We start from the raw sequence: 25732 nt of genomic DNA, 5'->3' as shown, positions 1-25732 counted from the left end.
TTGAGTCGGCTGTTTTGAGGGCCACTCGTGCCGTGTTCCTACGCTGGCGGGACCAGAACGCGAACGCCTCGGCCTGCTGCGCGTCGTCGGCGACGTCCTGGTCCTCCACGGCCTCCGCTGGCCGGACGAGATCCGCCAGGCCGACGTCCCGGCCCCCACCGTGGGCGTCACCGAGGACGAGGTCCAGGCCGCCGTCGCCCTCACCGAAGCGATGGCCACCGACACCCTGGAAGGCATCCGCGACAACTACCGCGACGCCGTGGAAGAACTCCTTGCGGCCAAGGCCCACGGGGAGAGCACACGACCCCCCGAGGCACCCGCGCCAGTGATTGACCCCATGGCCGCCCTGGAAGCATCCGTGCAGAAAGCACGGGAGGCCCGGGGCGAGACCGAGGCCACCGTTCACGGGCTCCCCGCCAAGAAGAAGGCCGGAAAGAGGGCGGCCCAGAAGACACCAGGGCGGCTGAAGGCCGCACACCGCGCCGCCGCGCTTGATCACGCTTGTCCTGTTCGGCTCAGCGGAGCTTGATCACTGTGGTCCGGCCGCGGAGGCTGGCGGGCGCTGGGCAGCGCCCGCCAGCCCCTCTGGAGGGTTGGGTGGCGGTGAGGGGCCTGTTCAAGGCCTTCTACGCGGGGGCGTAGTCCAGGGTGTAGAGGGCATCGTCCAGGTTGAAGGTCAAGGTTCCCTTGTCGCCTTCGATCGTGTCGCTGCCGAGGTGATCGTCGGCGTCCGGGAAGTCCTTCTCATGCAGGGAGACCGTGTCGCCGGTCTTGGCGAGCCGGTTGACCGGCCGAGCAGTCGGGGCGTTGTGATCACAGTCGATGGTGTCGGCCGAGTTCCAGGCCGTCTGACCGTTGATCTGGAGGTAGACCTCGTCTCCGCCGTCCTGGTCTTCAGTTTCGTAGCAAGTGAGCGTGTGCAGGTTCACGGTCACGAGCATGGTGTCGGGGTCGGCTGCGGCGGTTGCGGGGCCGGTGAGCGTGGCGATGAGCGCGATGGTGCCGCCGAGAGCCCAGGCGGCCCTGCCGATGGAATGGATCATCTTCATGATCAGCTAACGACCTGCCCAGGCATCGGTGACTGGACGCCGGAGCCGCGAGTCAATCTTCGGTGAGAACGCTCAGGCTTCGGTGAGACCGGACAACGCTGCCCGGCCGGAGCCGTACGAGCCACCGCCCCCAAAATAGAACATGTGAACGAAATCTTGCGGGGCAGATCGCCCGGCACCGGGCGGTCGTCGGCCGGCTGGAGTGGCAGCTCGGCCAGCCCCGCGAGGCCCTGGCCCGCTGGAACGGCAAGAGACCGCCGCTGCGGCCCGCAGGCCGCAGCCACGGGTGCCCGACTGGAAGCTCGAGGTGCACCGCACGGGCTACGGCCCTCGCCCCTTCCGCGTCCACGCAGGCCACTGCCCCGACGGCCACGGTAAGGAGATCACCAGGCACCGAGTACGCCGCTGCGTCCCGGATCGTGAACCGCTTCGTGATGGGCTCGCCCGACCGCCTCCCAGGCCTGCAGCTCGCCGACCTGGTGGTCGGCGCCGCCACCGCCCTGGTAGCCGGTCAGAAGGGCGGGCCGGCGCTGCGCGAGCTGCTCTTCGACTGGCCATCCTGCGGGAGAGCGGCGAGCTGGCCGGTGCCGGGCTGAAGGTCTGGCCCCGCTCGTTGGAGGGCCTGTACGCCTGGATCCAGTACGGCCGGCGACCGACGGACGACCTGTCGAACAGCACCGCTGGCTTGCCAAGGAGCATTCGGACCTCCGCATGCGGCCGCCCCACCCGTTCGTCGGGGACGATGGACTGACGGACAGTCATTGATCTCCGGCTGCTGCCGGGGCAGGATGCAGGGATGACCGACCAGCGCTGCGACCACGGACTGATAGTCGGCCAGTGCGGGCACTGCAAGCCGGTGCCGCACGGGCTTACCGCCAACGTCTGGACCACTCGCGGCGGCTCCGTCTTCCACCGGACGGTCGCCTGCGAAGCCCTCGCCGACGGCCAGGCCCGTGCCGCCCGCTTCGGCCGGGACGTTCACCAGCCCACCCGTACGGCACTCGCCGACGCCATGGCCCAGGGCCGCGGCGCCTGCATCCCCTGCTTCCCCGCCTACCGGCCGTCCCGCACCGCCAAGCCCTGCCTGGTCCGTGAGAACGGCCGGTGGCTGCCCGGCCTGCTCACCGAGTGGCGGCGCGGCGGGGAGGGCCGGTGGAGCGGCGTGGTCTCGTACGCCGCCGACGGCGACCAGGTCACCGTCCTCAAGGACCAGGACGACTTGCGCCCCGCCCTTGAACCGCCCCCACCTGCCGCGCGCCGCCACTAACTTCCGCGGCCCGAGCATGCTCGCCCTGCTCCTTACCGGCGAAGATGCCCGCCGAAGGGCCTCCACAGGAGACTGACAGCTTCCCGCTGGCCCGCACCACAGACGACGGCATCGTCACGCCGGGAACCCTGACCCGGCTGCGCTCCGCGGACACCGGAACCAGGCCGAAGCACTCCGCGCCGGGGTGAATGCCCGTGTCTCCTGATCCCGCCTTCGAAACCGCTGAGGTCGACCCCGAGATGGCCTGCCGCTGCCCCGTCTGCGAGACCGTGTTCACCGTCGCCACCCGCATCAGCCGGCAGGTGTTCTGTTCACCCACCTGCAAACAGAGTAACCGCCAGCGCAGGCCCATCCAGCAGACCTGCCCTGCCTGCCACACCGAGTTCACTACCACGGCGAGTCACCGGCGGATCTACTGCTCGGACGAATGCCGGACCTCTTCCCGAACCGGCGAGGACGCTCTCGAGGAACGTCCGTGCCCCGTCTGCGACGGCATGTTCGAGTCACCCAGGACCATCCGCCAGATCTACTGTTCCTCGGCATGCCGCAGGCAAGCCGAACGCCAACGCGACCAGGCCCGGGACGCAGACCGCGCGCGCAGGCTCGGAGAAGCACCACGTCCCACACCGCCGGCGGCCGACCAGCCCGCGACCGCCAGAGCACCACGAGGCGGCCTGCGGCAGGCGCCTGAGCGGGATCCGCTGGAACCGACCGCCATCCGCAATTGTCTCCACTGCCCCCAACCAGTCACCATCGTCGCCCTGCTGGCGACGCCGGAGGCCGCCCGGCCCACAGTCCCCAGCGGGCTCCCCGACGTCGTGCCCCTTCGCCGGACTCCCTGACCAGCACTGCGATCCGGCAGCCTGCCGAATTCAGGCTGCCGGACGCGTTCGGTGATGGCAGAGTCTGAAGACATGCCCTTCCTGAACTGCGACGCCGTCCGATGGGTCAGCCACGAGCCCTTCCCCGGCTTGGTCGAGGTCCGCATCACCGACGCTGACGACCGCCATTGGAGCATCATTGACAAGGCGGCTGTCTTCGACGACTCCAACGTCCTCACGCCGGCCTCGAACTACCCCGTCAGGATCAAGGTCCTCTGCGACATCCTCCAAGACACTGACAGCCCCGTTGCTGAGACCTTGACCGTCTCCCTCGCTCCATGGGGGCTGGAGTCAGTCGACGGCCAGGTCGAGTTCCATGTTCGTGCTGATGAATTGACCACCAGCTGAGGCACCAGATCACCGGGCCCCGCCGACCTGACGGTCGGCGGGCCCACACTTGCTCTCCGATCCCCACCATCCCCACACCATTCCCTCATCAACGAACATTCGAGCCCTCCGGGGGCTGCGCCGGGGCGGCAGTGGACACATGCGGGTATGACCTCGGCCAGGAGTTGGCGGACTTGCTCCGCAGCCGCGGGGACGCAGCGCTTGCCGGCGTTCAGCAGTCGCCGGTGTGGAGTCGGATCGGGAGCCGGTCGGTACCGATCCCGCGCTCGACCAGCCATGCCGGGGGCTCGGGTGCCGGCTGCTGCCGGGCGGTGGCGGCCTCGCGTTCCTAGGCGGCGGCCAGGGCCTTCTCCGTGCGGCTGAGTTCGCCGCGCAGGTAGGTGACCAGGGTCCAGCCGGGGGAGGTCGGGCGGCAGGACGGACACGTTCAGCCCCGTACTGTGCCTGCCGTGCGGCCCTGCATGACGGCCACAACGGCCAGGCAGCGCCGACCCCGTATCGGCATGTGGGGGTGTGGTTTCTCCGCACCAGCAGGCCGAAGGAAGGTCTCCGTGGAGGCTTGTGCACGCATCACCGCTCTTGCATGTCCGGGGGCTGGTCGGCTGGGTATCCGCAGCCCTCCGGGGTGCAGGTTGGTTCGTGGTCTCGGCTCCAGAGGTAGATGTCCCGTTCGGTGAGACGGGCGGTGAGGGCGAGGCGGCGTTGCACGAGGCGAGGCAGGGGCGAGGGCAGAGCGGTGAACGTTTCGGGCAGCACGGCAAGCATGCCGTTCACCCGTTCCCCGTCGCTCATGCGCACGAGGACGCTGCATTGCCACCAGCGGCGCCCCGCGTCCGGATCAGGCCAGTAGTAGGAAGCCGGATCGGGGAACAGGTAGTGGGTGGCTTCGGCATCGAGATGCGCGTACAGCCACGGGCTGGCCTGCCCCAGGCCCAGGCGCTGCTGTCCCGCCTCCTCGTAGAGGGCAAAAAGCCCGTCGCGGTCAAGGGCCTTGAGGGATCGTGCCTCGCGCGGCAGCGGCCGAAGGCCCGGCGGGGTCTTCACCGGCCAGCTCGCCAGCAGGCTCAGGTGCTGCCGCAGGCTGAAGGGCGGTACGCCCTTCCGAGGGGTGGGCAGGGCAGGTGGGGGCGTCCACCGGTATCCGGCTTTGCCGATGTGGCGCAGGATCCATGCCCGCCGCTCATCGTTGGCCACGCTCCAGCGGTAGCTCATCGGTCGATCACGCATCGCCTGCGACCGCCGATCCGGGGGAGCACCTCGGAAGGGCCGACGAGAGGGAGTGTCAGCAACGGCCCGCATGTCACGGCAGAAGTCTGCCAGGTCGTGGATGCGCTCGATGGCTTCGGCAGGCGAATGCTCCTCCGGCGACCTCCTGGCACGCCGGGTCAGGAGGCGTATCTCAAGGAGGGCTTCATCCGCCAGGAGTGCGGCCAACTCCCTGTCGTCGATGATCCGCACACCGGCACGGGCGAAAGGTTTCGGCATCTGCGGATTCTGGCACGGACACTCGTCGTGGAGGCCGAGAGGGTGTCACCCAGGCCCGCCCAGTTGGCCCCATCGGCCATGTAGAGCGCTCAGCTCGCGCGGCTCTGCCCAGGGAAGCGTCCATGTCCGCAAGGTGGATCTTTGCGGAGACTGGCCTGGTAGGGCGTACGTGGGCTGACCTGCGACCGTCCGAGGCAGCTGGGCCGGGCTTCCTGACCTTGGCCGTTCGCCCCTTACCAAGGCTTGCTCCGCGCCCGCCGGCGCCGGCCTGGCAGCCGTCCAGCCGGCGGACGGGGCGACGTCACGCAGGGAGGCCGAGCGGCGGGTGCTCGAGCACGCGGGGCTTGTACTCGACCAGCTGGATGCGGCCGTCGAAGGTGCGGTGCTGGATCATCTCGAGGGCAACGTCCGGATAGCCGTCGTAGATGCGTTCTTGGCCCGTGGCCCCGGTGATCACCGGGAACATCACGACCCGGAAGCGGTCGACGAGTCCGGCTCGTAGCAGGGAGCGGCACAGGCTGAGGCTGCCGATCGTGCTGAGGAGCCCCGAGCCGCTCGACTTCATGGCGCGCACCGCCTCGACAGCGTCGTCGCGGACGAGCGTGGAGTTGGCCCACGTCAGTGGCTCCTTGAGCGAGGAGGAGAACACCACCTTGGGCGCTTGCGTGAGCTCGTCGACGGACGCCTCTTCTTCGGGCCTGAACTCGGCTTGGCCAGGCGGGACCTCGCCTGCGGCGAAGCCGGACATCAGGCGGTAGGTGTTCGCTCCCATCAGGTAGGTGGCCTCGGGCTGCTCGCCGAGCCATGCGAGGTACTCCGGGCCCTCGAGGCCCCAGAACCCGGGCCATCCCTCTCCCGATGCGTAGCCGTCGAGGGAGGTGATGAAGTCGACGAGAAGCTCCGACATGGCGGTGTCCTTTCCTGGGGTGTCACAAGCTTGGACCGACCGGGAGCAACAAACTCATCGGCCACGCTGTGGAGTAACGACGAAAGGGCCCGGGCCAACCGTCACGCTCAGCTGGGCCGAGTACAACGCTCAGGGGCCGACTGAAACGCTCAGTCACAAACATGGTGTGACTGAGCGGGATGGTTGGCCCGTCTGGCCAACCATCCCGCTCAGTTCCGCCTGGCAAGATTCCGTCCATGAATGATCATCCGAGGGAACCTGGCGCGATTGGTGCCGAGGTGAAACGACGGACACCTCCGCGTCCAGTTGACGTGGTGGGGCTCGTTCCCGGGCTCGCCGGCGCGGGACACGGTTCGTCTGCACCCGAGGCGGGGCACGCCATCGAGCGCACAGAGTTCGGTGGGTGGGCCGCTGCTATGGCCGGCTGATGAGGCTTGGCCGACCTGTACGCGCGGGCATCAGAATCTCGGCATGGGCATGCCCAGTAGTCCCACGTCCCGCTGGTCCCGATCGTGTCCGAGGGGACAGCCGTGTGACGGACGGCCGTGCGGCGTACGGGCCGTACCCTCCGCCGGGCTACCAGCGGTACCAGCGGCCGCTGCCGCCGGCAGGCCGCACGACGAAGCCAAGCAGCCAGAGGACGAGCACAGCAAGGGCCACCCACCACAACACCTTCACGGCGAAGCCGGCGCCGAAAAGGATCAGGGCGAGGAACAGCACGAGCAGCAGGGCCACCATCTCAGTCCACTCCGTTGTCCGTAGTCGGTCGGATCGTCGGCCGGGAGTCGGCGGGATGTCCGGCGTCGTCGGCTGCGAGTCCGTCGTTCATGGTGGTCGCTTGCCCCCGATCGGCGATCCGACGCGCACCGACGCCCCCCAGGGTCCTGAAGCGCGACGTGTCCCACCGTCTGCCGCACATCCATCCGGGTGCGGCGGCAGACGGTGGGTACACGAGCGTCATGACCGTGCAGAAGACACCCGTACTCGCCCTGGACTGCGCCGAGCCCGAGACGCTCGCCCGGTTCTACGCCGACCTGCTCGACGGGGAGGTGCGGCCCGGCCCGACGCCGGACGACGTGGAGGTGGTCGGGCCCTCGGGCACCCGGCTTACCTTCCGCCGCGACCCGGGGTTTGCCCCGCCGAGCTGGCCCCGGCCGGAGGGTTCCCTCCAGGCCCACCTGCGCTTCCACGTGGCGGCCGCCGACTTGGACGAGGCCGAGCGAGAGGCCGTCTCCCTGGGCGCCCGCCCGCTCGGCACCGACACCGAGGACGGGCCGCGCCCGGTGCGCCGTCTCGGCGACCCGGCGGGCCACTCGTTCGTCCTGGCCGCGAACGAACCCTCCGACGGAGCCGTTCCGTACCTCTGAACCGGACCCGCGTCGAGGCAGCGAGGCATACCGGCAGGCAAGGCAACCAGGAGACCGGACGGACGACAGGCAGCGCCGGACTTCCCTGGCTGAACGGCTGGGCACCGGGTAGACGTGTCAACCAAGGAAAGGAGCCGGAGCCATGAGCGGCAAGGAGAAGAAGCGGCAGGAGCCGGGTATCGGCCGGGAGGAGCAGGTCAGCGAGGACGCCGGCCCGGACCCGGTGCACCCGGAGGCGAGCAGGCCCGTTGCCGGCAAGACGCCGGACGAGCTCAGGGAGCGGGAAGAGCGGAGGATGCACAAGGGCAGGGACGAGCGGGGGACGTCCGGACGGTGAACGAGCGGGGAGCGTCTCGACGGTGACGACCGCCCGGTGATGGCCCTGGCGGTGCCCGGCCCGTCCCCACGCAGGCGCGTCAGCAGGTCCTCACCGCTCGCCCGGACCAGGGCTTCCCCATATGTTCGGCTGCACGCGGAATGTCCGCACTGTCAGGGGGCGGGCCTGCTCACGTGTTCAGGCTGGATCACATAGAGCACGCGGACCTGGTCGTGGCCGCCGAACCAGGGGTACGGGCCGCCGAGGTACTTCCGGGCGAGAGCCTCGATATGGGTGACGGCCCCCTCGGTGGTCACGCGCACCACCCGGCCGCGGATCTGGACGTACGCCGCCGGCTCCGCGGGGTCGGCGACGGCGACGGCCACCCTCGGGTCGCGCGCGATGTTCCGGGTCTTCTGATGCGACTCGACGCTGTTGATCAGAACGTGCTCGCCGTCGGTGTCGACCCATGTCTGGGTGAGCTGGGGCGATCCGTCGGGCATCGTCGTCGCGATGTAACAGGTACTGGGGCGACGCAGCAGCGCCACCACATCCTCGCCGAGAGACACGGGCACGGAGAATCTCCAAGAGGGCGGTTCCCAGTGGTGGTCCGCCCACGGTAGCGAGGGGCGGCCCCCGGTCATCTCACCTGCTTCCCGAAACGGGACCTGTCAGCCACGTGGCCGCATCCGGGGGCGGGAGGTGACAGCCCTGGGGCGCGGACCACCGTGTGTGGGGCGGCTTGGCCGGGTGGCCGGGTGGCCGGGTGGCCGCGGAGGCCCGCCCCGAGGACGCTGCCCGGGAGCGGGCCGCCACCGAGCCGACTGGGCAGCCGGCCCCGGCCCCGGCCCGGCCCCGGCCCCGGCCCCGGCCGTACCGGGGCTGGACCCTTTCGCCTCGGGTGCCGACGCCGGCTCGGACTCGGTCGGCGCGACCCCGCAGAGTCTGCCGCGTCCCGCCCCATCCGGCCCGGCACCGGCACGCCCAGCCCCACCAGACCCAGGAACGCGACCGACCTCCGAAGCACGGCGGGGTCGGCCCACCGGCCCCGCGGGGTTCGACCGGAGCGATCGGACCGACCGACTTACCGGCGCAAAGGTGCCACGGGTGCCACGGGTGCCACGGGTGCCACAGGGCACCACCAGCACCGGGACCTCGCCGACCATCCGGCGCACCGCCTCGCCCGTGGCGAATTCCTCGATGGGCCCGAGCGTGTGCCAGCCGGGCGCCACCACATGGGCAACGGGCTCCGCTTTGTTCGAGCCGGCGGCCTGCCGGAAGGCGAGGTGGCTGCCGAGAGCGGCCCCGGTGCCGACCGCCGTCAGTCCCGCGAAGCCGAGCAGGCGCCCCAGCCCGTTGTGGCCGCGCGAGCGGGCGGCCCGTGACGCGCCGTACAGGCCCACCGTGGCGGCGACCGACACGGCGTGCAGCAGGCCGTTGCGCATCTGCTGTTCGTGCTGCTCGGCTCAGTCGACCCAGCCCGTCCACGCCGCCGGGGCGGCGGTGACGACGCCGACCGCCACAAGCAGGCGCGCGGCGCGATCCGAGCCGGGCACGAGGCCGAGGACGCCTGCGGAGATCCATGCGCCGACCGGAATCCGGACCAGGGCCGGGTGCAGCGGGTGGCCCAGGGGGCGACCGTGCAGTACGCCGCGCAGCCGCACCAGCGGCAGGGCCTGGACGGCATGTTTCAGCGGGCCGGTGACCGCGTCGAGCTCCTCGGCGCCGGCGTCGAGCGCCTTCAGGACCCGGACGCCGATACCGTCTTCGTGGTGGACATCCGGCCGGGCGGCAGCGCTGATACGGGCGATGAGGGTTCCCATGGGGATCACGCTGTCCGCTTTCCTGTACCGGTGCGGTCCGGGCTGGGCCGGACGGCGTAGCCGCGCCGACAGGTGGATCTGCGGCCGGTGGGCCCGACCGCTGGACAGCCGGACCGCGGTCGGGCCGCTCCCGTGCACGCCGGGATGCCGGTCGGCCACCGACCAGCCGCAGCCGACGACCATCGCCCCACAGCCATGGCCGTGGCAGGCGGCGGCCGCGGCGGGCCTCACGGTGCGGGGCACAGGCTGACGCTCCGGAGGCGACCTGAGGCCGGGAGTGAACAACCCCCATGCCCTGAGGCCGTGCCGTGGTCCTCCCGTACGCGTTCCCGTGAGGACCGGCGGCGGTCACCCTCTGGCGCCTCCCGCATCAGCGGCTCGAATTCCCGCCGTACGCAAGCGTCGTGTCAAAGCCGTCCGCGCGCAGGGCGTCCACTACCTCGGTCACCCTGATGGCCGTTCTCCCCAGCACCGATGTCCTCATGGCTGTCCCCCTCCCGCAGACGAACCTTCGCACCCGACCCCAGGACCTCGACCGAAGCCGAGATCATCCCAACTTCCGTGACATTCCCGGCGGCGGGCAGGCGGATGACGCCGCCTGCCACCCGGCCGTCGACGACCTCGCGCAGTGAGACCCGCGACTCCCAGCTCGCAGTGAGCCCTTGCGCCATCCGTATCCGAGGAGCGCGGCCGGCCCCTCTGGGGCACTCTCTGGCACAGGTGTGGCTCCGGGACAGGGAGGTGTACTCGTGCCTGTGGGAGACATGGGGCAGGCGGAATCGTTCCGTGTGCAATTTGGTGACGTCGACGAGGCGGTTCATTCGGTGACCGTTCCACAGAGGCTGCTCGACGGTGACGAAATGCGGGTGGTTTCGGCCACGGGTGAGGTGCTGGGCCGCAGGCGGCCTGTGGCTTCGCCCGGGTCCGGGGACGTGACGGTCACCCGCGGCATGCACAGGAGCGAGGCGTTCTCGGATTGGATCGCGGCCAGTCTGGAGGAGCGGGGCGCTGAGGGGTCCCGCCGGGACATCACTCTGGTGGGGTACGACACTGCCGAGCAGCCGGTGGTGCGGTACCGCTTGAAGAACGCCTGGGTTTCTCACCTCGCGGTGCCGGGTGCCGAGGCCGGCGAGGAGGGTCAGGAGGGCTCGGTGGTGACGCTGACCTACGAGGAGATCACGGTCCAGCCGGCATGAGGCTCCACCGTGCAGTGCGAGCTCGCTCAGCCCGCTGCGGTGACGAGAGCTGCGAGCCGGACGAAGAGGCCGGGGCCGCAGCAGGGGCAGCCTTCGGCGGCGAAGGTCCCGGCGATTCCCCTGGCCTCAAGGAGATCCGCGCGCGGGTCGGCGGGACGCAACAGGGACCGTGCGGGGGCTCGGACGTCCCGCCCCGCCGCCCGCGCCAGGGATTCCGGGCGGCCCTGAGAACAGCACGCCAGAGGGGGAGAGCCGCGTGGGGTTGTCGGCCGGCGGACCGGGGTAGGCGCCGCTGTCGGGGACAGGGTTGGGGACGGAGGATCGGGGCCATGACAACGGCGCGACCTTCGGAAGGTACCTCGGGCGGGTGTTCGCACGCTCGGGGCGCGAAGGGGTCCACGTGCCGCCCGCCCGGCCCCGCACGGGTGCGGATCGTGTGGGAGCCTGGTGCGATCGACGAGGCCGCGCGGTTCCTGCGCGACGACCCGGCCGGGCTGCGGCAGCTGGTCTGGTCCGTCGTCCTGCTGGCCGGCCAGCCCCGACCTCTGGGCACCACCGCGTACGGCTCGCCCGCCGTGCGCCGGATTCGTGCCGGCCGCTGCCGCGTGCTGTACGAGATCGCCGACGCCGCCTCCGCGGCGGCACCGTGGTCGTGCGCCACATCGGCCGGGTGGGCTGATGTGGTGTTGGCACCGGCGCAGGCCGCGGTGGCAGCACCGGCCGCGCCGCCGCTACGGCTGTGCCGGGCGGAAAGCGCGAGGGGCCGTGGCGGGACCTGACGAGCAGAAGTCCAGGAACCGGCCGGTACCCCTTCCGGTCTCGATGACTTCGGCACTAGGGCGCAGGGCTCGCGGGCGAGGGCGCCGGCGAGCAGCAGGGTGTCGGCCTGGGGCCGGTGCGCGCCCGGAAGGGCGATGCGGTGCGGCAGCTGTCGTTGGCACGGGCTGTCTCCTGGTCGGACGCGCGGGGTCATGGGCGCTGCCGGGGGTCGGGGCAGAGGGATGGGAACGCGGAGGTCCCACCGCCATGCGCTGCGCCTACCCGCGATCCCGTGCTTCGCACATCCCTCTGCCGGCGCCGACCGACCCCGAGGCGCTCCGGCAGCGTTCATCCAGGAGCAGCGGGTAGGCGCGGCGTGCAGATGCCGTGAGACCTGAGGGTGAGCGCCCCGGGCTCCGTTTTCTCCGGAACGGGGCGACGGCGGCCTGCCTGGCAAGCCGGGGCCGGTGTCTCCGTCCGCGGCCGAGCCCACGCAGCCGGAACAGCCGCTCCCGCCCATGCCCGACCAGACCGGCCCGGAGACCGCGAGCCCGGCCGGGCAGGCCACCGGGGCGGACCAGGCCCGCAGGGCGCAGAGCGGCGCGTACCTGACCACGGCCCAGGGGGCGCGGCCGGGGGCCCGATGTCCGGGAGCTGAAGGTCGGCGACAGGGTCGTCGTACCGTTCAACGTCTCCTGCCGGACCTGCTTCATGTGCGAGCGCGGCCTGCACTCGCAGTGCGAGACGAACCAGGTCCACGAGCACGGCAGCGACGCGAGCCTCTTCGGGTACACCAAGCTCTACGGGCAAGTGCCCGGTGGGCAGGCCGAGTACCCGCGCGTCCCCTTCGCCGACACCCTCCCGATACCTGTCCCCGACGGGCCCCGACGAACGGTTCGTGTACCTGTCGGACGTCCTGCCGACCGCGTGGCAGGCCGTCGTCTACGCCGACATCCCGCCCGGCGGCAGCGTCGCCGTCCTGGGTCTCGGGCCCATCGGCGACATGTGCACGTGCATCGCCGCCCATCGCGGGGCCGGCAAGGTGATCGGCATCGACCTGGTGCCCGAACGGCTCGCGCGCGCCGCAGGCCACGGCGTTCAGGCGTACGGCCTTTCCGAGTGCGGAGCCTGATGGCGCTCGCCGGCTGTCGCGAGATCGGCTCGAGGTGATGCGCAGCCGGGCGTCGCGGGTGGCGCCCAGGAGGACGCCTTCGGGAAGGTCCAGGTAGCGGGCTCGGCCCCAGCGGGCCAGGAGGGGCGGGAGGTGAGCGGCACGCGCCCAGGCCAGGGTGCGGTTCTCGGGGTGCTAGCGGTCCGTGATCACGGCGGCCGTGGCTGCGGTGACACTGTCGCCGGAGTGCACGAGCAGGAAGTTCAGGCGGGTGAGGATGCCGGTCAAGGGGGTGCCGGTGACGGCCATGCCCTTGGTGGCGGAACGCAGCTGCGCCATGGTGCCCACCGGGTCCATGCCGTGGGCTGCGACGTACCCAGTGGGGTACGCCTCCAGCACGCGCAGTCCGATGAGTTCCTTGCCCATACGTCCTGCGATGTCGACGGACTCGGGGGAAGTGGCGTCGACGCGGTAGTCCTCCACCTTGCCGCCGCGCCCGCCTAGATGATCAATTCCCAGGGATGCCTGCGGAGGGTGTGGGGGTGGGCGGCACTGTCCCGAACAGTCGTAGGGCAGTGGCGGGTACCGATGCCCGCGGACGCCGGTGCTCTTGCTCCGGACGTACTCCTTGCCGCAGTCGCAGGCATGGATGCCGCTCTGCGGCACGACCTCGCCGGGCTTCCAGCGGTTCGTCTCGTCCATGCCGGACGCCTACCCGGCTCGCACCGGCACTCGCCCCGTCCGCCGCTCCCGTGCCCGAGTGATCGCGCGCACGGTCGACCCGGGAGGGCGGGATGCGGCCCCCGTCGCAGCCATGAGGGCCAGGGCCGCACCCCGTACCGAGCCCCTACCCGGGGCGGAGGAGACGACACGGTGGCCGCTACCTACGGTCTCTGTGCCCTCTTCCAGTCCCTTGGCCGTCGGCTACGGCGCTGCCGGCGGGGCCCGGGGTCGGGCGGTGTGCTGAACAACCGCCTGCAGGACTCCGCCGGTGCCGGGCCACGACCCGGGAGGCCCGATCGCCACGGCGAGGGCTGTGGAAATCGGCGGGCGTGGTTGACACCTGCCGATGCGGGCAGGTGCCCGGCGTGGCGGAAGGCGGCGACATGGGTCGGACGGCACTCATCGTGATCGACATGCTCAACACCTACGAGCACGAAGACGCCGAGGTACTGGTGCGGTCCGTCCGCGAAGTCCTTCCTGGCGTCGGGGCGTTGCTCGAGCGGGCGAGGGACGCCGGTGCACCGGTCGTGTACGTGAACGACAACTTCGGCCGCTGGCGCTCCCACCACGGCGAGATCCTCGAAGCCGCCCTGGCCGGCCGTTACCCCGACCTGGTGGAGCCGATCGCACCCGACGGGGAATCCCTGTTCGTCGTCAAGGCACGGCACTCGGTCTTCTACGAAACGCCCCTGGCCTATCTGCTGGGCCAGCTGGATGCGCAGCGGGTGGTGCTGTGCGGGCAGGTGACCGAGCAGTGCGTGCTGTACTCGGCCCTGGACGCCCACATCCGTCACCTCGACGTCGTCGTCGCCCTCGACGCCGTCGCCCACATCGACGCCGGACTAGCCGAGGCGGCCCTGCGCATGATGGACCGCAACATGTCGGCCGAGCTCCGACCGAGCGACGAGATCACCTTCAAAGGCGTTCCTTCGGAGATCGAGCGCACCTGACCGGTCAGGTTGGAGGCCATCACGTTGACGTTGTCCGTCAGGTCCTTCCAGGTACCCGAGACACCGCGCACGGTGGCCTGCCCGCGAGGTTGCCGGCCGTACCGACCTCGCGGGCGACGCGCGTCACCTTGTCGGCGAAGGCGGAGAGCTGGTCCACCATCGTGTTGATGGTGTCCTTGAGCTCCAGGATCTCGCCGCGCGCGGTTACCGTGATCTTCTGCGACAGGTCTCCTTCGGCGACGGCCGTCGCCACCTGGGCGATCGCCCTCACCTGGCTGGTCAGGTCGCCGGCCATGGAGTTCACCGAGTTGGTCAGGTCCCGCCAGGTACCGGAGACGCCCTGGACGTCGGCCTGTCCGCCGAGGATGCCCTCGGTGCCGACCTCGCGGGCGACGCGGGTCACCTTGTCGGCGAAGGCGGAGAGCTGGTCCGCCATCGTGTTGATGGTGTCCTTGAGCTCCAGGATCTCCTCGCGGGCATCGACGGTGATCTTCTGGGAGAGGTCGCCCCGGGCGACCGCGGTGGCGACCTGGGCGATGTCCCGGACCTGGCTGGTGAGGTTGCCCGCCATGGCGTTGACGGAGTCGGTGAGGTCCGCCCAGGTGCCGGAGACCCCGGGCACCTGGGCCTGCCCGCCGAGCCGGCCCTCGGTGCCCATCTCGCGGGCTACCCGGGTCACCTCCGAGGTGAACCGGGAGAGTCGGTCCACCATGCCGTTGAACACGGTGGAGATCTCTCCCAGCAGGCCTTCGGTCTCGCCCGGCAGGCGGATGCCGAAGTCACCGTCGCGAACGGCGGTGAGCCCGGCCAGCAGCAGCCGCAGCTCCGCTTCACCCGGCGTGGGCGAACGTCGCCTCCGTAGAACGTCGGGCCCGGGGGTCGGCCCCGCGCACGCGAAGAGGCGGCCAAAGCCGTGTGCGGCGGCTGCCTGGTCCGTATCGCGTGCCGCCGCCACGCCCTCGCCCGCCGCGTTCGCCACGGTGTCCGGGGCGGCCGCACCGCGGACGAGCGCTACGTCCTGCTGCTGGACGCGTCGGGCACGGTCGGGTGACCGCGCACGTGCCACGCGAAATGGCCGGGCAGCGACCACCGAGCCGGACGCCTGCCGACTGCGGGGCTCCCTCGACCCGTTCCTCGACCCGGTCGACGCGCAGCCGCTCCGCTCGGAACCCGGGCCGGTCCCGACGCCGGGCGTCAGCGGAGTGAGCGACGGAGACGGACCGCCGCCCGCGCCCCGAGGCCGAGCAGGCCGACGGCACTGAGCAGCAAGGCCGGACGGTCGCGCGGGCTCTTCGGCTGTGTGCCCGTCCTTGCTGCCGGGATCCAGCGGTCCTTGGTCAGGTCGTGCACCAGGACGCCCAACGCGAAGGCGAGGAGGAGCAGATGCGGCCAGACGGGCCCGGGCGGAGCGCCGGCGTCGGCGAGCGTGGAGTACGGGACGGCTGTCATGGTGCGCGCCTGCCCCGGCTCTGCGGAACGACTCCTCCCGTGCCGAACGCGGCGTAGCGAGGTACGCGCAGCGCGTTTCGAGACCCGCGCCCGGGCCAGACGGGCGAGACCTCGCGTGACGCGGCGCGCACACCGGCTCCGGACCTCATCTGCGCTCCACGTAAGGGGACGTGAGTTCGTGTCCGGTGGCCGGCTCGCCCGCCACGCTGCCGCAGCGGTCCCTTCTCCCGCCCCGGGGAGTCCGGCTGTCCGGGCTGGACGGCCGGAACCTCCTGAACGCCGCCTGCCTCGTCCCCGTCGGCGGGCGCCGGGCGTTCCTCGGGCGTCGTCCTGGCCGGTGATCTGACCCTGTGCATCGCCGCTGTCGACCTCGTCCGCATCGAACTCGGACTCCATCGACCTCGACTTGGGCCCGCCCGGAAAACTTTGTTGAGGCAGGGACGTTTGGCGATCGAGAGGATGGTCAGACGCGTTCCCATGACAGCTTCCCGCCATCCCGGCAGCCCCAACTCCTCCTCCACCCCGTCCGGTTCGAACGGGAGCGCACCGCCCGAGCGGGCCGCGGGCCCCGCCCGCACCTGTGCCGAGGCGACCGGCGAGGCCAGGGACCAGACGACCGGCACGCTGACCGCGCTGCCCGGCCAGATCGCGGACAGGACCGCGTCCGCGGCGGAGGCGGTCCGGTCCACGGCCGACCGGGCCGGGGTGCTGTGGACCGCGGTCCGGGCTCGCAAGGCCCTCGCTGCTGCCACCGCCACCGGGGCCGCCGCGCTCGCAGCCGTCTCGTACACGGCCGGCCGTCGCGTCGGCCTCCGCCGCCGCGGCCCCCTGTCCCGCCTGACCGGCGGCCGTGTCTGACTCCCGGCCCCGCCTCCCGACCTCCAGCGGAATTCGCCTTCGGGGGCGGGGATCCCGGGCGGAACCCCCTCCATGCCCGGTTCCGCCCGTGCCGGGTCCTGCCGGGATCCCCGCCCCGCGCACGGAGCCGGCCGGCATCCGGCTGCCGGGACGGGCTGGAAACCGCGTCACAGCGTGCGGGTGACCGTCACCAGGACCGTGACGCCGCTGGTCTCGCCCTGCGGGTCGTCACCCGCGGCGACCGCGGTCCGCACCGCTTCGCGTACGTCACGGGCGACGTCGACCACGCGGTGCCCGGGGTGCAGGATGCAGCGCACCTCCACGTGCCAGCCGCCTTCCGGCGTGTGGTCGCAGCGGATGCCGCCCGTGTCCGGCTGCGGGGTCGTTCCTGCGGCTTGCGGCAGCCGGCTCGTGCGGGAGGCTGCGTGGGCCAGCCGGTCGGCGAGCGACGGCTGGAGTGCGGCAACGCCGGGAACAGCGAGCGCCGCCCCGGCCGCGGCCGCCAGGATGTCCTTGCGCTCGGCTCCGATCATCGTGAGCTCGGCTCGGTAAGCCGGCCGGGAGGGACTTCGGCGGGCTCAAGCACGGCGTTGATCTCCAGGTCGACGGCTGTGACCGCCAGGCCGAGTACGTGCCAGGCTGCATGGAAGACGGCCCGGCGTACTTCCTCTGAGCGCTCCGGCAACGGCCGGTCGAGCGCTGCCGCGATCGTGAGCGCGACGACGTGGACGGCAGGGCCCCGATCGGCAGGAACGAAACGGCAACTGGCGGCGCGGATGCCGGGCACGCTGTCAGCGGCCCGGCGCAGTACTTTCGCCGCGGCGCTCTCCGCGATGCGCAGGTCGTGCCCGGAGTCGTCCAGCAGCAGCATGGCTCCGAGTCGCACCTCGGCCCGGACGGCGTCGACGATCCGCCTGACGAGAATTCGGCTGTCTGGCTGTGCTCCGGCGCGCAGGGCACGCGTAGCCCGCTCGAGGGTTTCCAGCCCCTCGACGGCTTCACGGCAGTAGGGGCAGCGGGCGGTGTGCGGGTCCGCCGGTCTGACCGGGCCGCGGGCCTGTTCCCAGGCGCGGCCGAGCGGGTGTCCGCACGGCAGGAGCTCGGTGTCGGTGAGCATCTCCGCCTCCGAGCGCAGGAAGGGACCGGCCTCCTTGTCCCCTGCGGCCTCACGACCATCGCCCGAGAGGGGATGAGGATCGTCTAGCGCCATGGGCGCATCGCCTCCATCAGAGCGCGGCGTGCGCGGAAGAGTCTGCCGCGCACCATCTGTTCGCTGCCGCCCACCACGTGGGCGATCTCGTCGTAGTGCAGGCCGTGGAGTTCCCGCAGGACCCAGCACACGCGCAGCTCGGGCCGGAGTTGCAGCAGCGCTCGCGCCAGAGCCGCTGCGGCCGCGTCCGACTCGGCCACGCGGGGAGGGGAGCTCTGCGCATCCACGGCAGCCGGATCGGGGACGCTGTCCAGGGAGAGGGACCGGGGCCGGTGACGCATGGCGTTGAGGCAACGGTTCGTCACGATGCGGTACATCCAGGTGCCGAACGAGGCGCCGTGACGGAATTCCGGCAGCCGTCGCCAGGCGCTGAGGAAGGCGTCCTGAACCGCGTCCTCGGCGTCCGCCCGGTTGCCGAGGAGTTGCCCGGCCAGCGCGAGCAGGCGACCGCTGTGGCGGCGGACCAGGACGGCGAAGGCATCGTCGTCGCCTTCCGAAGCCCGGACGGCCAGGACGTCGTCTGCCAGGTCGTCCTGCGTTCCACCGCTCGCCCCGGCGTCAGCGAGGGGCTGCCGGAGCGGGAGGGACGGGTCGTGCGGGGGTGGGGGTCTGGGCCGGTTGCGCATCCGCCGCTCGCTTTCTGTCGAAACCGGTCGTCGCGGCATGCGTACGCACCCTTCGATGATAGGTGCAGGCGGTCGGCGCGATCGGGGTGACGAATCGCCTCCTGGCGTGTCTAAAGTTTTGGGCACCGAATCGGGGCCCGGGACGGACGTTCTGGGGAGGTCCTCATGTCGGACACCATCAAGCCCTCCGCCGAGGGCAGTGAGCCGCGCCCCGAGGGTACGGCTTCCACGCGCGGGGGCGCCGGTACGGCGCCCGAGACCCGGGGGCGGACGACCATCTCCGACAGCGTGGTCGAGAAGATCGCGGGGATGGCCACCCGCGAGGTGCCGGGCATCCACAGCCTCGGTTCCGGCATGGCCCGCACCCTCGGGGCGGTGACGGACAAGGTCCCCGGCGGCCGCCCCAGTGTGTCCCGCGGAGTGAAGGTGGAGGTCGGCGAGCGCCAGGCCGCCATCGATCTCGACGTGGTCGTCGAATACGGCGTTTCCATCGTGGACCTCGCTGCCGCCGCCCGGACCAGCGTCATCACGGCCGTCGAACGCATGACCGGGCTGGAGGTCGTCGAGGTGAACATCACCGTCGACGACGTCCACCTTCCGGATGAGGAGGACGAGGAGGCCGGTGAGGGCCGCGTGCGGTGAACACCGGCCCGCCCCGGCACCGCCCGGGTGGGCATCGAACGACGTGAAGAACAGGTGAGTGAGATGAGCGCAGCAACCGCAGGCCTGCTCGCCGGCATGGCCCTGGGCTTCGCCGCATTCTTCGGCGGGTTCTGGGCGTTCCTGCTCGTGATGTTCCTGGGCCTGGTGGGCCTGGCGGCGGGCCGCATGCTGCAGGGTGACCTGAAGATGTCCGACTTCGTAGGTCCCCGGGAGCGGCGGTGACCTCGCCATCCGTCGCCGGGCCCCCGCCGGGAGCGGCAGCCACGCCCCCACCGGTCATACCGGCGGCGGATCGCGGAGCCACGGTGATCCCCGAAAAGGTGGTGGCACGCATCGCGGTCCGCGCCGCACAGGAAGCGCTGACCGAACACGCCGCCACCCCGCCCGTGCACACGGCACTGGCCCGTCCGCGCGCCGCGGCGAAGGTGGGGGGCGGCGCGGCGCGGCTGGGTCTGACAGTGGAGCTGCCCTACCCGACGGACCTCGCCAGTACGTCCCGCGCGGTGCGGGACCACGTCAGCGAACGAGTTGCCCAATTGACCGGAATGCGCATTACCGAGGTGACCCTCGTCATTGAGCACCTGGTCCTCTCCGGCGGGCTGGAACACCCACGTGTGCGGTGAGCCCGACGGCCGTCCCACCCGGAAGGAGAGCCGGCATGAACCGGGACCATGACCCCCCGGCCGGAACGGAGCGGCCCACCGGAACCGGCGAGGTCACCTCGCACACGGTGGGACAGTTGGCGCGGCCGTCTGCCGGCCTGCACACCCCGGGCACGCACCCCACCCGCCGCCCGTGGTCGGCGCGACGGATCCCCGCCGCGCTGACGGCGCTGGCCGTAGCGGCCGCGGCCGGGATCCTGCTGTTCGACATCGCGGGGGTCCGCGCCGGCCGGCCCGCGGCCGCTTGGCGCACCCGTCTCGCCGACGAATTGGCGACCCGCCCGCTGGACGACCTCTGGATACGCATCGGGGCCGGCGTCATCGCCCTCGTCGGGCTCTGGCTGATCATCCTGGCGGTCACCCCGGGCCTGCGGCACCACATGCCCCTCAGGACGCCCGACGCGCACGTGCGGGCGGTGCTGGAGCGCGAGTCAGCGGCCTTCCTGCTGCGGGACGCCGCCATGCGCGTCCCCGGCGTCAGCGGCGTCAGGATCCGGATGGGCAGGCGCCGCGTCGGCACCCGCGCCGACGTGCGGTTCCGTGACCCGGCCCTGGTCAGGGCTGATCTCTCGGCCGCTCTACGGGAAGAACTCGAGCGGCTCGCCCTCGCCCACCCGCCCTCGCTCGCCGTACGGGTGCGAGCACGCGGGAAGTGACGCGTCCACCGGCCGTCATCGTCGGGCATGAGACAGGAAGCGTGTTCCCATGAAGAGGAAACCCGCAGTCAACCGGGTCCTGCTGGCCCTGACCGGGGTGGTCCTGCTCGCCACGGGCCTCCTGGTTCTGACCGGCAGTTTCGACCTGTACCGACGCCGGCACCTTGCCCCACCCGAGGGCTGGCCCCTGACCACTCCCCGCGACGTCCTCCTCGACGAGGGCGACCGCACGCGCTGGACGGGGGAGGGGTGGTGGTGGCCCGCGGTCATCGCCGCCCTCGCGATCATCGTGGTGCTCGCCCTGTGGTGGCTGCTGGCGCAACTGCACCGCACACACCCCGGCCGCATACCCCTGGAGGGGCCACCGGACGTGGACGGCGTGGACCTGCGCGAAGGCGCCCTCAGTGATGCCCTGACCACTGACGCAGGGCAACAGCCGGGCGTCCGAGGAGCCCGCGCACGGATGGCCGGCTCCACCAGACACCCGGAAGCCCACCTCCGCCTCACCCTCGACCCCGAGGGTGCGCCCGGCCCCGTCCTCCGAGGACTGTGCGAGGGTCCCCTGCGACGCGCCCGCCAGTCCACCGGCAGGACCCGGCTCCCGGCCCGGGTCAGGCTGCGGGTGACCCCGCACAGGGCCCACCGCGCCGAATAGGGTCGCCGCCCCGGGACGAGACCGCGGGCGGAGGAGAGAGAACCGGTCCTCGTTCGTTCCACCCCCGAGGTCGTGCCCATCGCCGCCCCGACCGGTCCCTGCAGCCGCGCGATCACCTCAGCAAGAGTGCCCGCGTGGTCCACGACGCTGCGGAAGGGGGGCGCGTACAGGCGATCTCCGACGGGCAGCTGCGCGAGCGGCGCACCAGCCGGCGATGCCGGCACACCGAACGCACGGCCCGGTTTCCATCCGCAGCCACTTGCTCCCCCACCCAGCGGTGGGCTGCGGCGGCCGGGCGAGTTACTGCCTGGCCGTGGGTGGCGTGTACCCGCCGGGGGCGTGAGGGTCGTGCGACGGTACATGGGCCCGCTGCCTGCTTTACCGTCGGGAGTCCGTTCGATGCTCGAACGCAAGCAACTCAAGGGCCGTGCCCAGGTCACCTTCGTCCTCCCTGACCACACTTCGGATGGGCCGGTCAGTGTGGTGGGAGATTTCAACCACTGGAATCCTGCCGTCCATCCCCTGCAGTCCCGGGGTGACGGCACCATGATCGGTCCCGGGTGACCGCGACCGCCGGTAGGGGTCAGCGGCCCAGGGCCCTCTTCAGTTCGGCCTTGTCCATGTCGGAGCGGCCCTTGATGTTCCGCTTCTTCGCTTCGTTGTACAGCTGCTCCTTCGTCGGTCCCTCGGAGCCGCTGTGCGAGCGCTGTCCGCCGCGCTTGGAGGAGGACGTGTCCTGCGTGGAGGACCGGCTGGCCGTCTTCGACTCACCCGAGCGGGCGCGTTCCTTGTTCACGGTGCGGGCGGCGATCTCCTTGGCCCGCTTCTCGGATTCGCCGCGGTCTTGCGCGGATTCCTTGATGTGCTCGTACTGCCGTTCCCGCTTGGGGGAGGATCCACGGGGCATGGCGTTCTCCTTCCGCTCCGCCGTCCCGATGACGTATTCCGCGTCCGCCCAGGACGGGTTCGCGTATGGGTTCAGTCCGTTGCTGCAGGGCAGAGGGTGAACTAGCGGCCGGAGGGTCTCGGAGGGTCTGTGTGCTCCTCGCTGGTGACCACGGCACACCTCCTTGCACACCAGACTCCTGCCCTTCGTAAGGTGGCGCATGCATCAGCGCCGTGGCCGGGCCGGTCGGCTTACGCACTGGCACCGCGATGCTCGATGGATGGACCAGGCACGGCTCTTGGTATGGGCTCGGTGATGGTGACTGTTGGCGTCGCCGGGACACTGCGTCGCCCGCGGTGGTTGACCCGGAGCCGACGGGGCAGGGGGTCACCACGACCTGGACCGCGAGGACGCTCCAGGGCCCCAGCGGCGGTAAGGACGACTCCGCGTACACCGGCATCGACCCCCAGGACGGACCCGAACGGCTCCGGAAGGGCTGACCCCGACTGCGGCCTGCGGTCTCGGCGCGGCGTGGCCGGAACGGGCGCCTGGCTTCCCCCGAGGAGGGCCTGTGAGTGAGTACGAGCGTTCCCGGAAGATGCCCGCGCTGCCCGAGCACGCATTCGATCAGGCGTCCAGTCCGGGGCAGCTGGCGGCTTGGCTGCCGCGGGAAGGTGCCTGCTGCCGCCGAGCCTGCCGGGGAACAGGTCGTGACAGTGCACGACTACTACAGCACCGGCGCGGATGTGACCGGCCGGGTGCGGATCCGGCCCGAGCAGATGCGGTTGGAGTGGGGCAGCAGCGATGCCGCCGGCTACACCGGCTGGCTGCAGGTCGCCGGCCTCGACGACGGGAGCAGCGAGGTGACAGCCCATCTGTCCTTCCGCGGTGCCCGCCGCGATCCCGGCGAGGAGGCGGCGAAGGGCGCCTTGGACGCGAGCCTGGAACGGCTGGAGGAGCAGGTCCGGCTGCGTATCGATGCCGGAGGCGCCGGCTGACGCTGCCCGGAAACCCACATGCGCTACCGCTCCACCGGGCGGCCCGGCCCTCCGGCCCCCGGCGCCATGGCGTCTTCTTGGAGCGAGGGGTCCGCCCTGTCGTGGTGAGGGCGCGGCACTCGGTCTTCTTCGAAGGACCGTCCGACGGCTGACGCACCCGCGACGTCACTGGGCTCCGCATGAGTGGCGCAGACGTGGACAGCCGCAGGACATGAAGCACATTCCGAAGCCGGACACCGGCGGTGAACCCGAGCGCATGGCCAACGGTCCGCACGCCGCGGCGGGACCTGACGAGCAGACCGAGGAACGAGCACCGGACCAGCTGTCCGAACTGCCCAAAAGGTCTTGGAAAGAAGTGCTCCGCGGAACCCTGAAGGAGTTCGAGGACGACGAGCTGGCCGACCGCGCCGCAGCACTGACCTACTACGGCGTCCTGGCGCTCTTCCCAGCCCTGCTGGTGCTGGTGTCCATGCTGGGCATCACCGGCGAGTCGACCGCCCAGCGTGTCCTGGAAAACCTGCGGAGCCTGGCACCGGGCGCCGCCCGGGACGTGATCACCACGGCGGTCCGCCAACTGCAGGGCAATGCCGGTGTCGGGTCACTGGTGGCGGTCGTCGCACTGATCGTCGCGGTGTGGTCGGCCTCCGGCTACATCGCCGCGTTCATCCGTGCCTCCAACGCCGTCTACGACATCCCTGAGGGCCGTCCCGTATGGAAGGTGCTGCCGCTGCGTCTCGCACTCACCGTCACGCTGATGGTCCTCGCCGGCGCCGGCGGTCTCATCGTGGTCTTGAGCGGCAGCCTGGCACAGCGGGTCGGTGCCGCATGGGGGATCGGGGACACTGCGCTGACGGCCTGGTCGATCGCGAAATGGCCCGCCCTGGTGCTCCTCGTCACGATCATGATCGCACTCCTGTACTGGGCCGCTCCGAACGTCAGGAACCGCGGATTCAGATGGGTGACGCCGGGCAGCCTCCTGGCCCTGCTGATCTGGATGATCGCCTCGGCCGGCTTCGCCTTCTACGTCGCGAACTTCGGCTCCTACAACAAAACGTACGGCACGCTCGCCGGGGTGATCGTCTTCCTGGTCTGGCTGTGGATCACCAACCTCGCGCTCCTCCTGGGTCTGGAGTTCGACGCGGAGCTCAGTCGTCAGCGGGCGATCGCCGGAGGCCTGTCGGCAGACGCAGAGCCCTACGTACAGCCGCGTGACACACAGGCATGGAGCGCGGCGGACGAGCGCCGAATGGAGCTGTGAGCTCGGAGAGTTCACAGCGGAGCGCACCACCCCTTCGGTGGTTCGCCGAAGGACACCGGAGGGGAGGCATCACGTCCAAGACCGCTGCCGGCGGTGGGAAGAAGACCGCGGCGAAGAAGCGGGCCACCAGCATCGGCAGGCCGGGGTCCGGGTCGCTTCTGCAGCTTACCGAGGCTGAGCTGTACGAGCGTCCGCGAAGGCCGGCATCAAGGAGCGCTCGGCCATGACCCACGACCAGCTTGCCGACGCTCTGGGCCAGGTAGATCTTGCGGGTCGCCCCGGGACCGGCCGAGGGCCGGGCTGCGGAGCCCCCTTCTCGGGCTCCGGCCGCATGCTGGTGTGCACGGACGCTGCTGGAGTCGACCGACACCAGCCGGGCGACGTCACCCCTGGGCGACCGCCTGCCACGAGTGCATCCCGGAGGCGGCATGGCTGGTCCGGGAGCAGCCCCCCGCCCGCTGCACCGATAGGGGCTCACCGCCTGAGCCCGTATCCGGCTGATTGCCGTCAGCTGTCGGTGCGCTTCCCGGTGCGGGCGAGCATGGCGGCCAGGACCCGGACCGCACGTTCGGCGTCGGTGAGTTGGTCGGTCGTGGGCAGCGTGGCGCCGAAGTCGATGCCCGCGGCGGCGTCCAGGGCGCGCCAGTGGAGGATGGGTGAGAGTTCGCTGCTGCACTGGGCGAGGGAACCAGGCCAGGTGGCCGTGGGTGCGTGCGATGGTGAGGGCGAGGTCGGCGAGGGCTTCGCGGAGCCCTGCGAGCCTGTTGATCCGAGGCAACGCCTCCTGCACGTGCGCCGGGCCAATGGCCGCGTCGACGGCTGTCCCGGTCTGCAGGGCCAGCGTCACATCTGAAGCGGTACAGGCAGGCTCGATGTGCCCGGTTCCCGGTGCCCCGGACGACCTTGCCCATCGTGCCCGGGTGCTCCAGCGCGCGGTGGGCCTGCAGTGGTGAACCGGCACCGCAGGCCCAACCCGGTCGAGGCGCGCGACAGAGACGAGTATCCGGAGTTCGACCGGCGCGACGGTCGCCTGGCCCCTCGGAGTGTGGCAGCGCCCTCATCAGGCTGGCGTACTGAGCCAGTCCATCCGGTGGGGTCAGCCGGGCCGACGTCCCCCGGCCCTTGTGGTGACAGGCCGGGGGAGGGCGGCTGGGTCAGACGGTGCCGCGCCAGGCGCCGGTTTCGGTGCCGCGGTCTTCGATGAAGTGCTTGAAGCGCTTGAGGTCGCCCTTGACCTGGCGGTCGACGAAGCCGAGCTTGTCGCCGATGTTCTCGGCCATGCCTTCGGGATTGAAGTCCATCATGAGGGTGACTTCGGTGTGGGCGGGGTCGATGGGCCGGAAGGTGACGACGCCGGACTGTTCGGTCTGGCCGCCGACGGTGACCCAGGCGACCTTGGTGTCGGGGATCTGTTCGGTGATCTCGGCGTCGAACTCGCGCTCGATCCCGCCCATCTTGGTGACCCAGTGGGTGAGGGTGTCGGTGCGCTGGTCGATGCGTTCGACGCCGTCCATGAACTGGGGGAACGACTCGAACTGGGTCCACTGGTTGTAGGCGGTGGTGACGGGGACGTCGACTTCGATGGATTCCTTCACCTGCGACATGACACGTCCAGACTTGTTCGGGAAC

31 protein-coding genes and 4 pseudogenes are annotated in these 25732 nt (G+C 71.2%); 20 read left to right on the top strand and 15 right to left on the bottom strand.

All coding sequences use genetic code 11. From position 1 onward, the window contains the following. Positions 1–160 precede the first annotated feature (160 nt). Positions 161–529, top strand: a complete 369-nt coding sequence (locus AC067U_RS35460; protein WP_478833966.1) for a hypothetical protein — start codon at positions 161–163, stop codon at positions 527–529. A 97-nt stretch (positions 530–626) separates the two neighbouring features. Here AC067U_RS35460 and AC067U_RS35455 read toward each other — a convergent pair whose 3' ends face one another. Beyond that, complete coding sequence (locus AC067U_RS35455; protein ID WP_478833965.1) at positions 627–1049, bottom strand: hypothetical protein; 423 nt, start codon at positions 1047–1049, stop codon at positions 627–629. 419 nt (positions 1050–1468) lie between these two features. On the opposite strand from AC067U_RS35455, the gene AC067U_RS35450 reads away from it, so the two are divergent. The 3 genes from AC067U_RS35450 (at position 1469) to AC067U_RS35440 (ending at position 3545) form a co-directional block, all read left to right on the top strand. Continuing rightward, entirely contained in the window at positions 1469–1645 is a 177-nt protein-coding gene (locus AC067U_RS35450; RefSeq protein WP_478833964.1) for a hypothetical protein, read from the top strand. Positions 1646–1845: 200 nt separating this feature from the next. After that, positions 1846–2316 (top strand): hypothetical protein, encoded by a 471-nt coding sequence (locus tag AC067U_RS35445; protein ID WP_478833963.1) that lies wholly within the window; start codon positions 1846–1848, stop codon positions 2314–2316. A gap of 914 nt (positions 2317–3230) precedes the next feature. Continuing rightward, complete coding sequence (locus tag AC067U_RS35440; RefSeq protein WP_478833962.1) at positions 3231–3545, top strand: hypothetical protein; 315 nt, start codon at positions 3231–3233, stop codon at positions 3543–3545. A 570-nt stretch (positions 3546–4115) separates the two neighbouring features. Here the strand turns inward: AC067U_RS35440 and AC067U_RS35435 are convergent. From AC067U_RS35435 to AC067U_RS35425, 3 genes are all read right to left on the bottom strand, one after another. Then, positions 4116–5030 carry a hypothetical protein gene (locus tag AC067U_RS35435; RefSeq protein WP_478833961.1) on the bottom strand — a complete coding sequence of 305 codons (915 nt, stop codon included), beginning with the start codon at positions 5028–5030 and terminating at the stop codon, positions 4116–4118. Between the two features lie 301 nt (positions 5031–5331). Further along, a complete protein-coding gene (locus tag AC067U_RS35430) occupies positions 5332–5937 on the bottom strand; it encodes a dihydrofolate reductase family protein (RefSeq protein ID WP_478833960.1) in 606 nt (201 codons plus the stop codon). A gap of 576 nt (positions 5938–6513) precedes the next feature. Continuing rightward, positions 6514–6675 (bottom strand): hydrophobic protein, encoded by a 162-nt coding sequence (locus AC067U_RS35425; protein ID WP_478833959.1) that lies wholly within the window; start codon positions 6673–6675, stop codon positions 6514–6516. A gap of 221 nt (positions 6676–6896) precedes the next feature. On the opposite strand from AC067U_RS35425, the gene AC067U_RS35420 reads away from it, so the two are divergent. Beyond that, the gene (locus AC067U_RS35420) at positions 6897–7304 is read left to right on the top strand and encodes a VOC family protein (RefSeq protein WP_478833958.1); all 408 of its coding nucleotides are present in this window, start codon (positions 6897–6899) and stop codon (positions 7302–7304) included. A 142-nt stretch (positions 7305–7446) separates the two neighbouring features. After that, positions 7447–7641 (top strand): hypothetical protein, encoded by a 195-nt coding sequence (locus AC067U_RS35415; protein ID WP_478833957.1) that lies wholly within the window; start codon positions 7447–7449, stop codon positions 7639–7641. 152 nt (positions 7642–7793) lie between these two features. On the opposite strand, the gene AC067U_RS35410 is transcribed toward AC067U_RS35415, so the two are convergent. Together AC067U_RS35410 and AC067U_RS35405 are read right to left on the bottom strand one after the other, a co-directional pair. Beyond that, entirely contained in the window at positions 7794–8195 is a 402-nt protein-coding gene (locus AC067U_RS35410; protein WP_478833956.1) for a PPOX class F420-dependent oxidoreductase, read from the bottom strand. Positions 8196–9086: 891 nt separating this feature from the next. Further along, complete coding sequence (locus AC067U_RS35405; protein WP_478833955.1) at positions 9087–9443, bottom strand: DUF2231 domain-containing protein; 357 nt, start codon at positions 9441–9443, stop codon at positions 9087–9089. 749 nt (positions 9444–10192) lie between these two features. Here AC067U_RS35405 and AC067U_RS35400 point away from each other — a divergent pair. The 4 genes and pseudogenes from AC067U_RS35400 to AC067U_RS35385 all read left to right on the top strand — a co-directional run. Beyond that, positions 10193–10639, top strand: a complete 447-nt coding sequence (locus tag AC067U_RS35400) for a phage tail protein (protein ID WP_478833954.1) — start codon at positions 10193–10195, stop codon at positions 10637–10639. Between the two features lie 434 nt (positions 10640–11073). Beyond that, on the top strand, positions 11074–11418 hold the full coding sequence (locus tag AC067U_RS35395; RefSeq protein ID WP_478833953.1) for a hypothetical protein: 345 nt from the start codon (positions 11074–11076) through the stop codon (positions 11416–11418). A gap of 426 nt (positions 11419–11844) precedes the next feature. After that, positions 11845–12030: pseudogene (locus tag AC067U_RS35390) on the top strand (hypothetical protein); the annotation flags it as partial. A gap of 4 nt (positions 12031–12034) precedes the next feature. Next, a pseudogene (locus tag AC067U_RS35385) lies at positions 12035–12524 on the top strand (alcohol dehydrogenase catalytic domain-containing protein); the annotation flags it as partial. A gap of 180 nt (positions 12525–12704) precedes the next feature. Here the strand turns inward: AC067U_RS35385 and AC067U_RS35380 are convergent. Beyond that, positions 12705–13211: a hypothetical protein gene (locus AC067U_RS35380; RefSeq protein ID WP_478833952.1), complete on the bottom strand. Its 507-nt coding sequence runs from the start codon at positions 13209–13211 to the stop codon at positions 12705–12707. Positions 13212–13615: 404 nt separating this feature from the next. Here AC067U_RS35380 and AC067U_RS35375 point away from each other — a divergent pair, with 404 nt between their 5' ends. Next, positions 13616–14182 (top strand): cysteine hydrolase family protein, encoded by a 567-nt coding sequence (locus tag AC067U_RS35375; protein ID WP_478833951.1) that lies wholly within the window; start codon positions 13616–13618, stop codon positions 14180–14182. Here the strand turns inward: AC067U_RS35375 and AC067U_RS35370 are convergent. Together AC067U_RS35370 and AC067U_RS35365 are read right to left on the bottom strand one after the other, a co-directional pair. Beyond that, positions 14161–15005, bottom strand: a pseudogene (locus tag AC067U_RS35370) (HAMP domain-containing protein); the annotation flags it as partial. The gene AC067U_RS35375 and the pseudogene AC067U_RS35370 sit on opposite strands and share 22 nt — an antisense overlap. Before the next feature lie 371 nt (positions 15006–15376). After that, entirely contained in the window at positions 15377–15631 is a 255-nt protein-coding gene (locus tag AC067U_RS35365; RefSeq protein ID WP_478833950.1) for a hypothetical protein, read from the bottom strand. 477 nt (positions 15632–16108) lie between these two features. On the opposite strand from AC067U_RS35365, the gene AC067U_RS35360 reads away from it, so the two are divergent. After that, complete coding sequence (locus tag AC067U_RS35360) at positions 16109–16489, top strand: hypothetical protein (protein WP_478833949.1); 381 nt, start codon at positions 16109–16111, stop codon at positions 16487–16489. A 167-nt stretch (positions 16490–16656) separates the two neighbouring features. Here the strand turns inward: AC067U_RS35360 and AC067U_RS35355 are convergent, their stop codons facing one another. From AC067U_RS35355 to AC067U_RS35345, 3 genes are read right to left on the bottom strand one after another with little or no spacing between them, the layout of a single operon-like run. Further along, positions 16657–17022: an Asp23/Gls24 family envelope stress response protein gene (locus AC067U_RS35355; protein ID WP_478833948.1), complete on the bottom strand. Its 366-nt coding sequence runs from the start codon at positions 17020–17022 to the stop codon at positions 16657–16659. Then, entirely contained in the window at positions 17019–17699 is a 681-nt protein-coding gene (locus tag AC067U_RS35350) for a hypothetical protein (protein ID WP_478833947.1), read from the bottom strand. The genes AC067U_RS35355 and AC067U_RS35350 overlap by 4 nt, the downstream gene beginning before the upstream one ends. Beyond that, on the bottom strand, positions 17690–18364 hold the full coding sequence (locus AC067U_RS35345; protein WP_478833946.1) for an RNA polymerase sigma factor: 675 nt from the start codon (positions 18362–18364) through the stop codon (positions 17690–17692). The genes AC067U_RS35350 and AC067U_RS35345 overlap by 10 nt, the downstream gene beginning before the upstream one ends. 126 nt (positions 18365–18490) lie before the next feature. Between AC067U_RS35345 and AC067U_RS35340 the strand changes: the two genes are divergently transcribed. The 6 genes from AC067U_RS35340 (at position 18491) to AC067U_RS35315 (ending at position 21525) form a co-directional block, all read left to right on the top strand. Next, entirely contained in the window at positions 18491–18967 is a 477-nt protein-coding gene (locus tag AC067U_RS35340; RefSeq protein ID WP_478833945.1) for an Asp23/Gls24 family envelope stress response protein, read from the top strand. Between the two features lie 63 nt (positions 18968–19030). Continuing rightward, positions 19031–19210, top strand: coding sequence for a hypothetical protein (locus AC067U_RS35335; RefSeq protein WP_478833944.1), 180 nt, complete (start codon positions 19031–19033; stop codon positions 19208–19210). An 83-nt stretch (positions 19211–19293) separates the two neighbouring features. Beyond that, complete coding sequence (locus AC067U_RS35330) at positions 19294–19611, top strand: Asp23/Gls24 family envelope stress response protein (protein ID WP_478833943.1); 318 nt, start codon at positions 19294–19296, stop codon at positions 19609–19611. 35 nt (positions 19612–19646) lie between these two features. Beyond that, on the top strand, positions 19647–20306 hold the full coding sequence (locus AC067U_RS35325; protein ID WP_478833942.1) for a DUF6286 domain-containing protein: 660 nt from the start codon (positions 19647–19649) through the stop codon (positions 20304–20306). A gap of 49 nt (positions 20307–20355) precedes the next feature. Next, complete coding sequence (locus AC067U_RS35320) at positions 20356–20961, top strand: Asp23/Gls24 family envelope stress response protein (RefSeq protein ID WP_478833941.1); 606 nt, start codon at positions 20356–20358, stop codon at positions 20959–20961. Between the two features lie 399 nt (positions 20962–21360). Next, on the top strand, positions 21361–21525 hold the full coding sequence (locus tag AC067U_RS35315) for an early set domain-containing protein (RefSeq protein WP_478833940.1): 165 nt from the start codon (positions 21361–21363) through the stop codon (positions 21523–21525). Positions 21526–21544: 19 nt separating this feature from the next. Here the strand turns inward: AC067U_RS35315 and AC067U_RS35310 are convergent, their stop codons facing one another. Then, complete coding sequence (locus tag AC067U_RS35310; protein ID WP_478833939.1) at positions 21545–21868, bottom strand: plasmid stabilization protein; 324 nt, start codon at positions 21866–21868, stop codon at positions 21545–21547. A 550-nt stretch (positions 21869–22418) separates the two neighbouring features. Between AC067U_RS35310 and AC067U_RS35305 the strand changes: the two are divergent. Further along, positions 22419–22845, top strand: a pseudogene (locus AC067U_RS35305) (SRPBCC family protein). 256 nt (positions 22846–23101) lie between these two features. Continuing rightward, positions 23102–24103: a YihY/virulence factor BrkB family protein gene (locus AC067U_RS35300; protein WP_478833992.1), complete on the top strand. Its 1002-nt coding sequence runs from the start codon at positions 23102–23104 to the stop codon at positions 24101–24103. 507 nt (positions 24104–24610) lie between these two features. Here AC067U_RS35300 and AC067U_RS35295 read toward each other — a convergent pair. Together AC067U_RS35295 and AC067U_RS35290 are read right to left on the bottom strand one after the other, a co-directional pair. Continuing rightward, positions 24611–24907 (bottom strand): hypothetical protein, encoded by a 297-nt coding sequence (locus tag AC067U_RS35295; protein ID WP_478833938.1) that lies wholly within the window; start codon positions 24905–24907, stop codon positions 24611–24613. 350 nt (positions 24908–25257) lie between these two features. Then, positions 25258–25707 carry an SRPBCC family protein gene (locus AC067U_RS35290; protein WP_478833937.1) on the bottom strand — a complete coding sequence of 150 codons (450 nt, stop codon included), beginning with the start codon at positions 25705–25707 and terminating at the stop codon, positions 25258–25260. Positions 25708–25732: the final 25 nt, after the last annotated feature.

It is taken from the genome of Streptomyces sp. NPDC043853 (assembly GCF_056436025.1).
The sequence above is the reverse complement of the archived record's forward strand: the minus strand, read 5'-3'. Positions and strand labels throughout refer to the sequence as shown.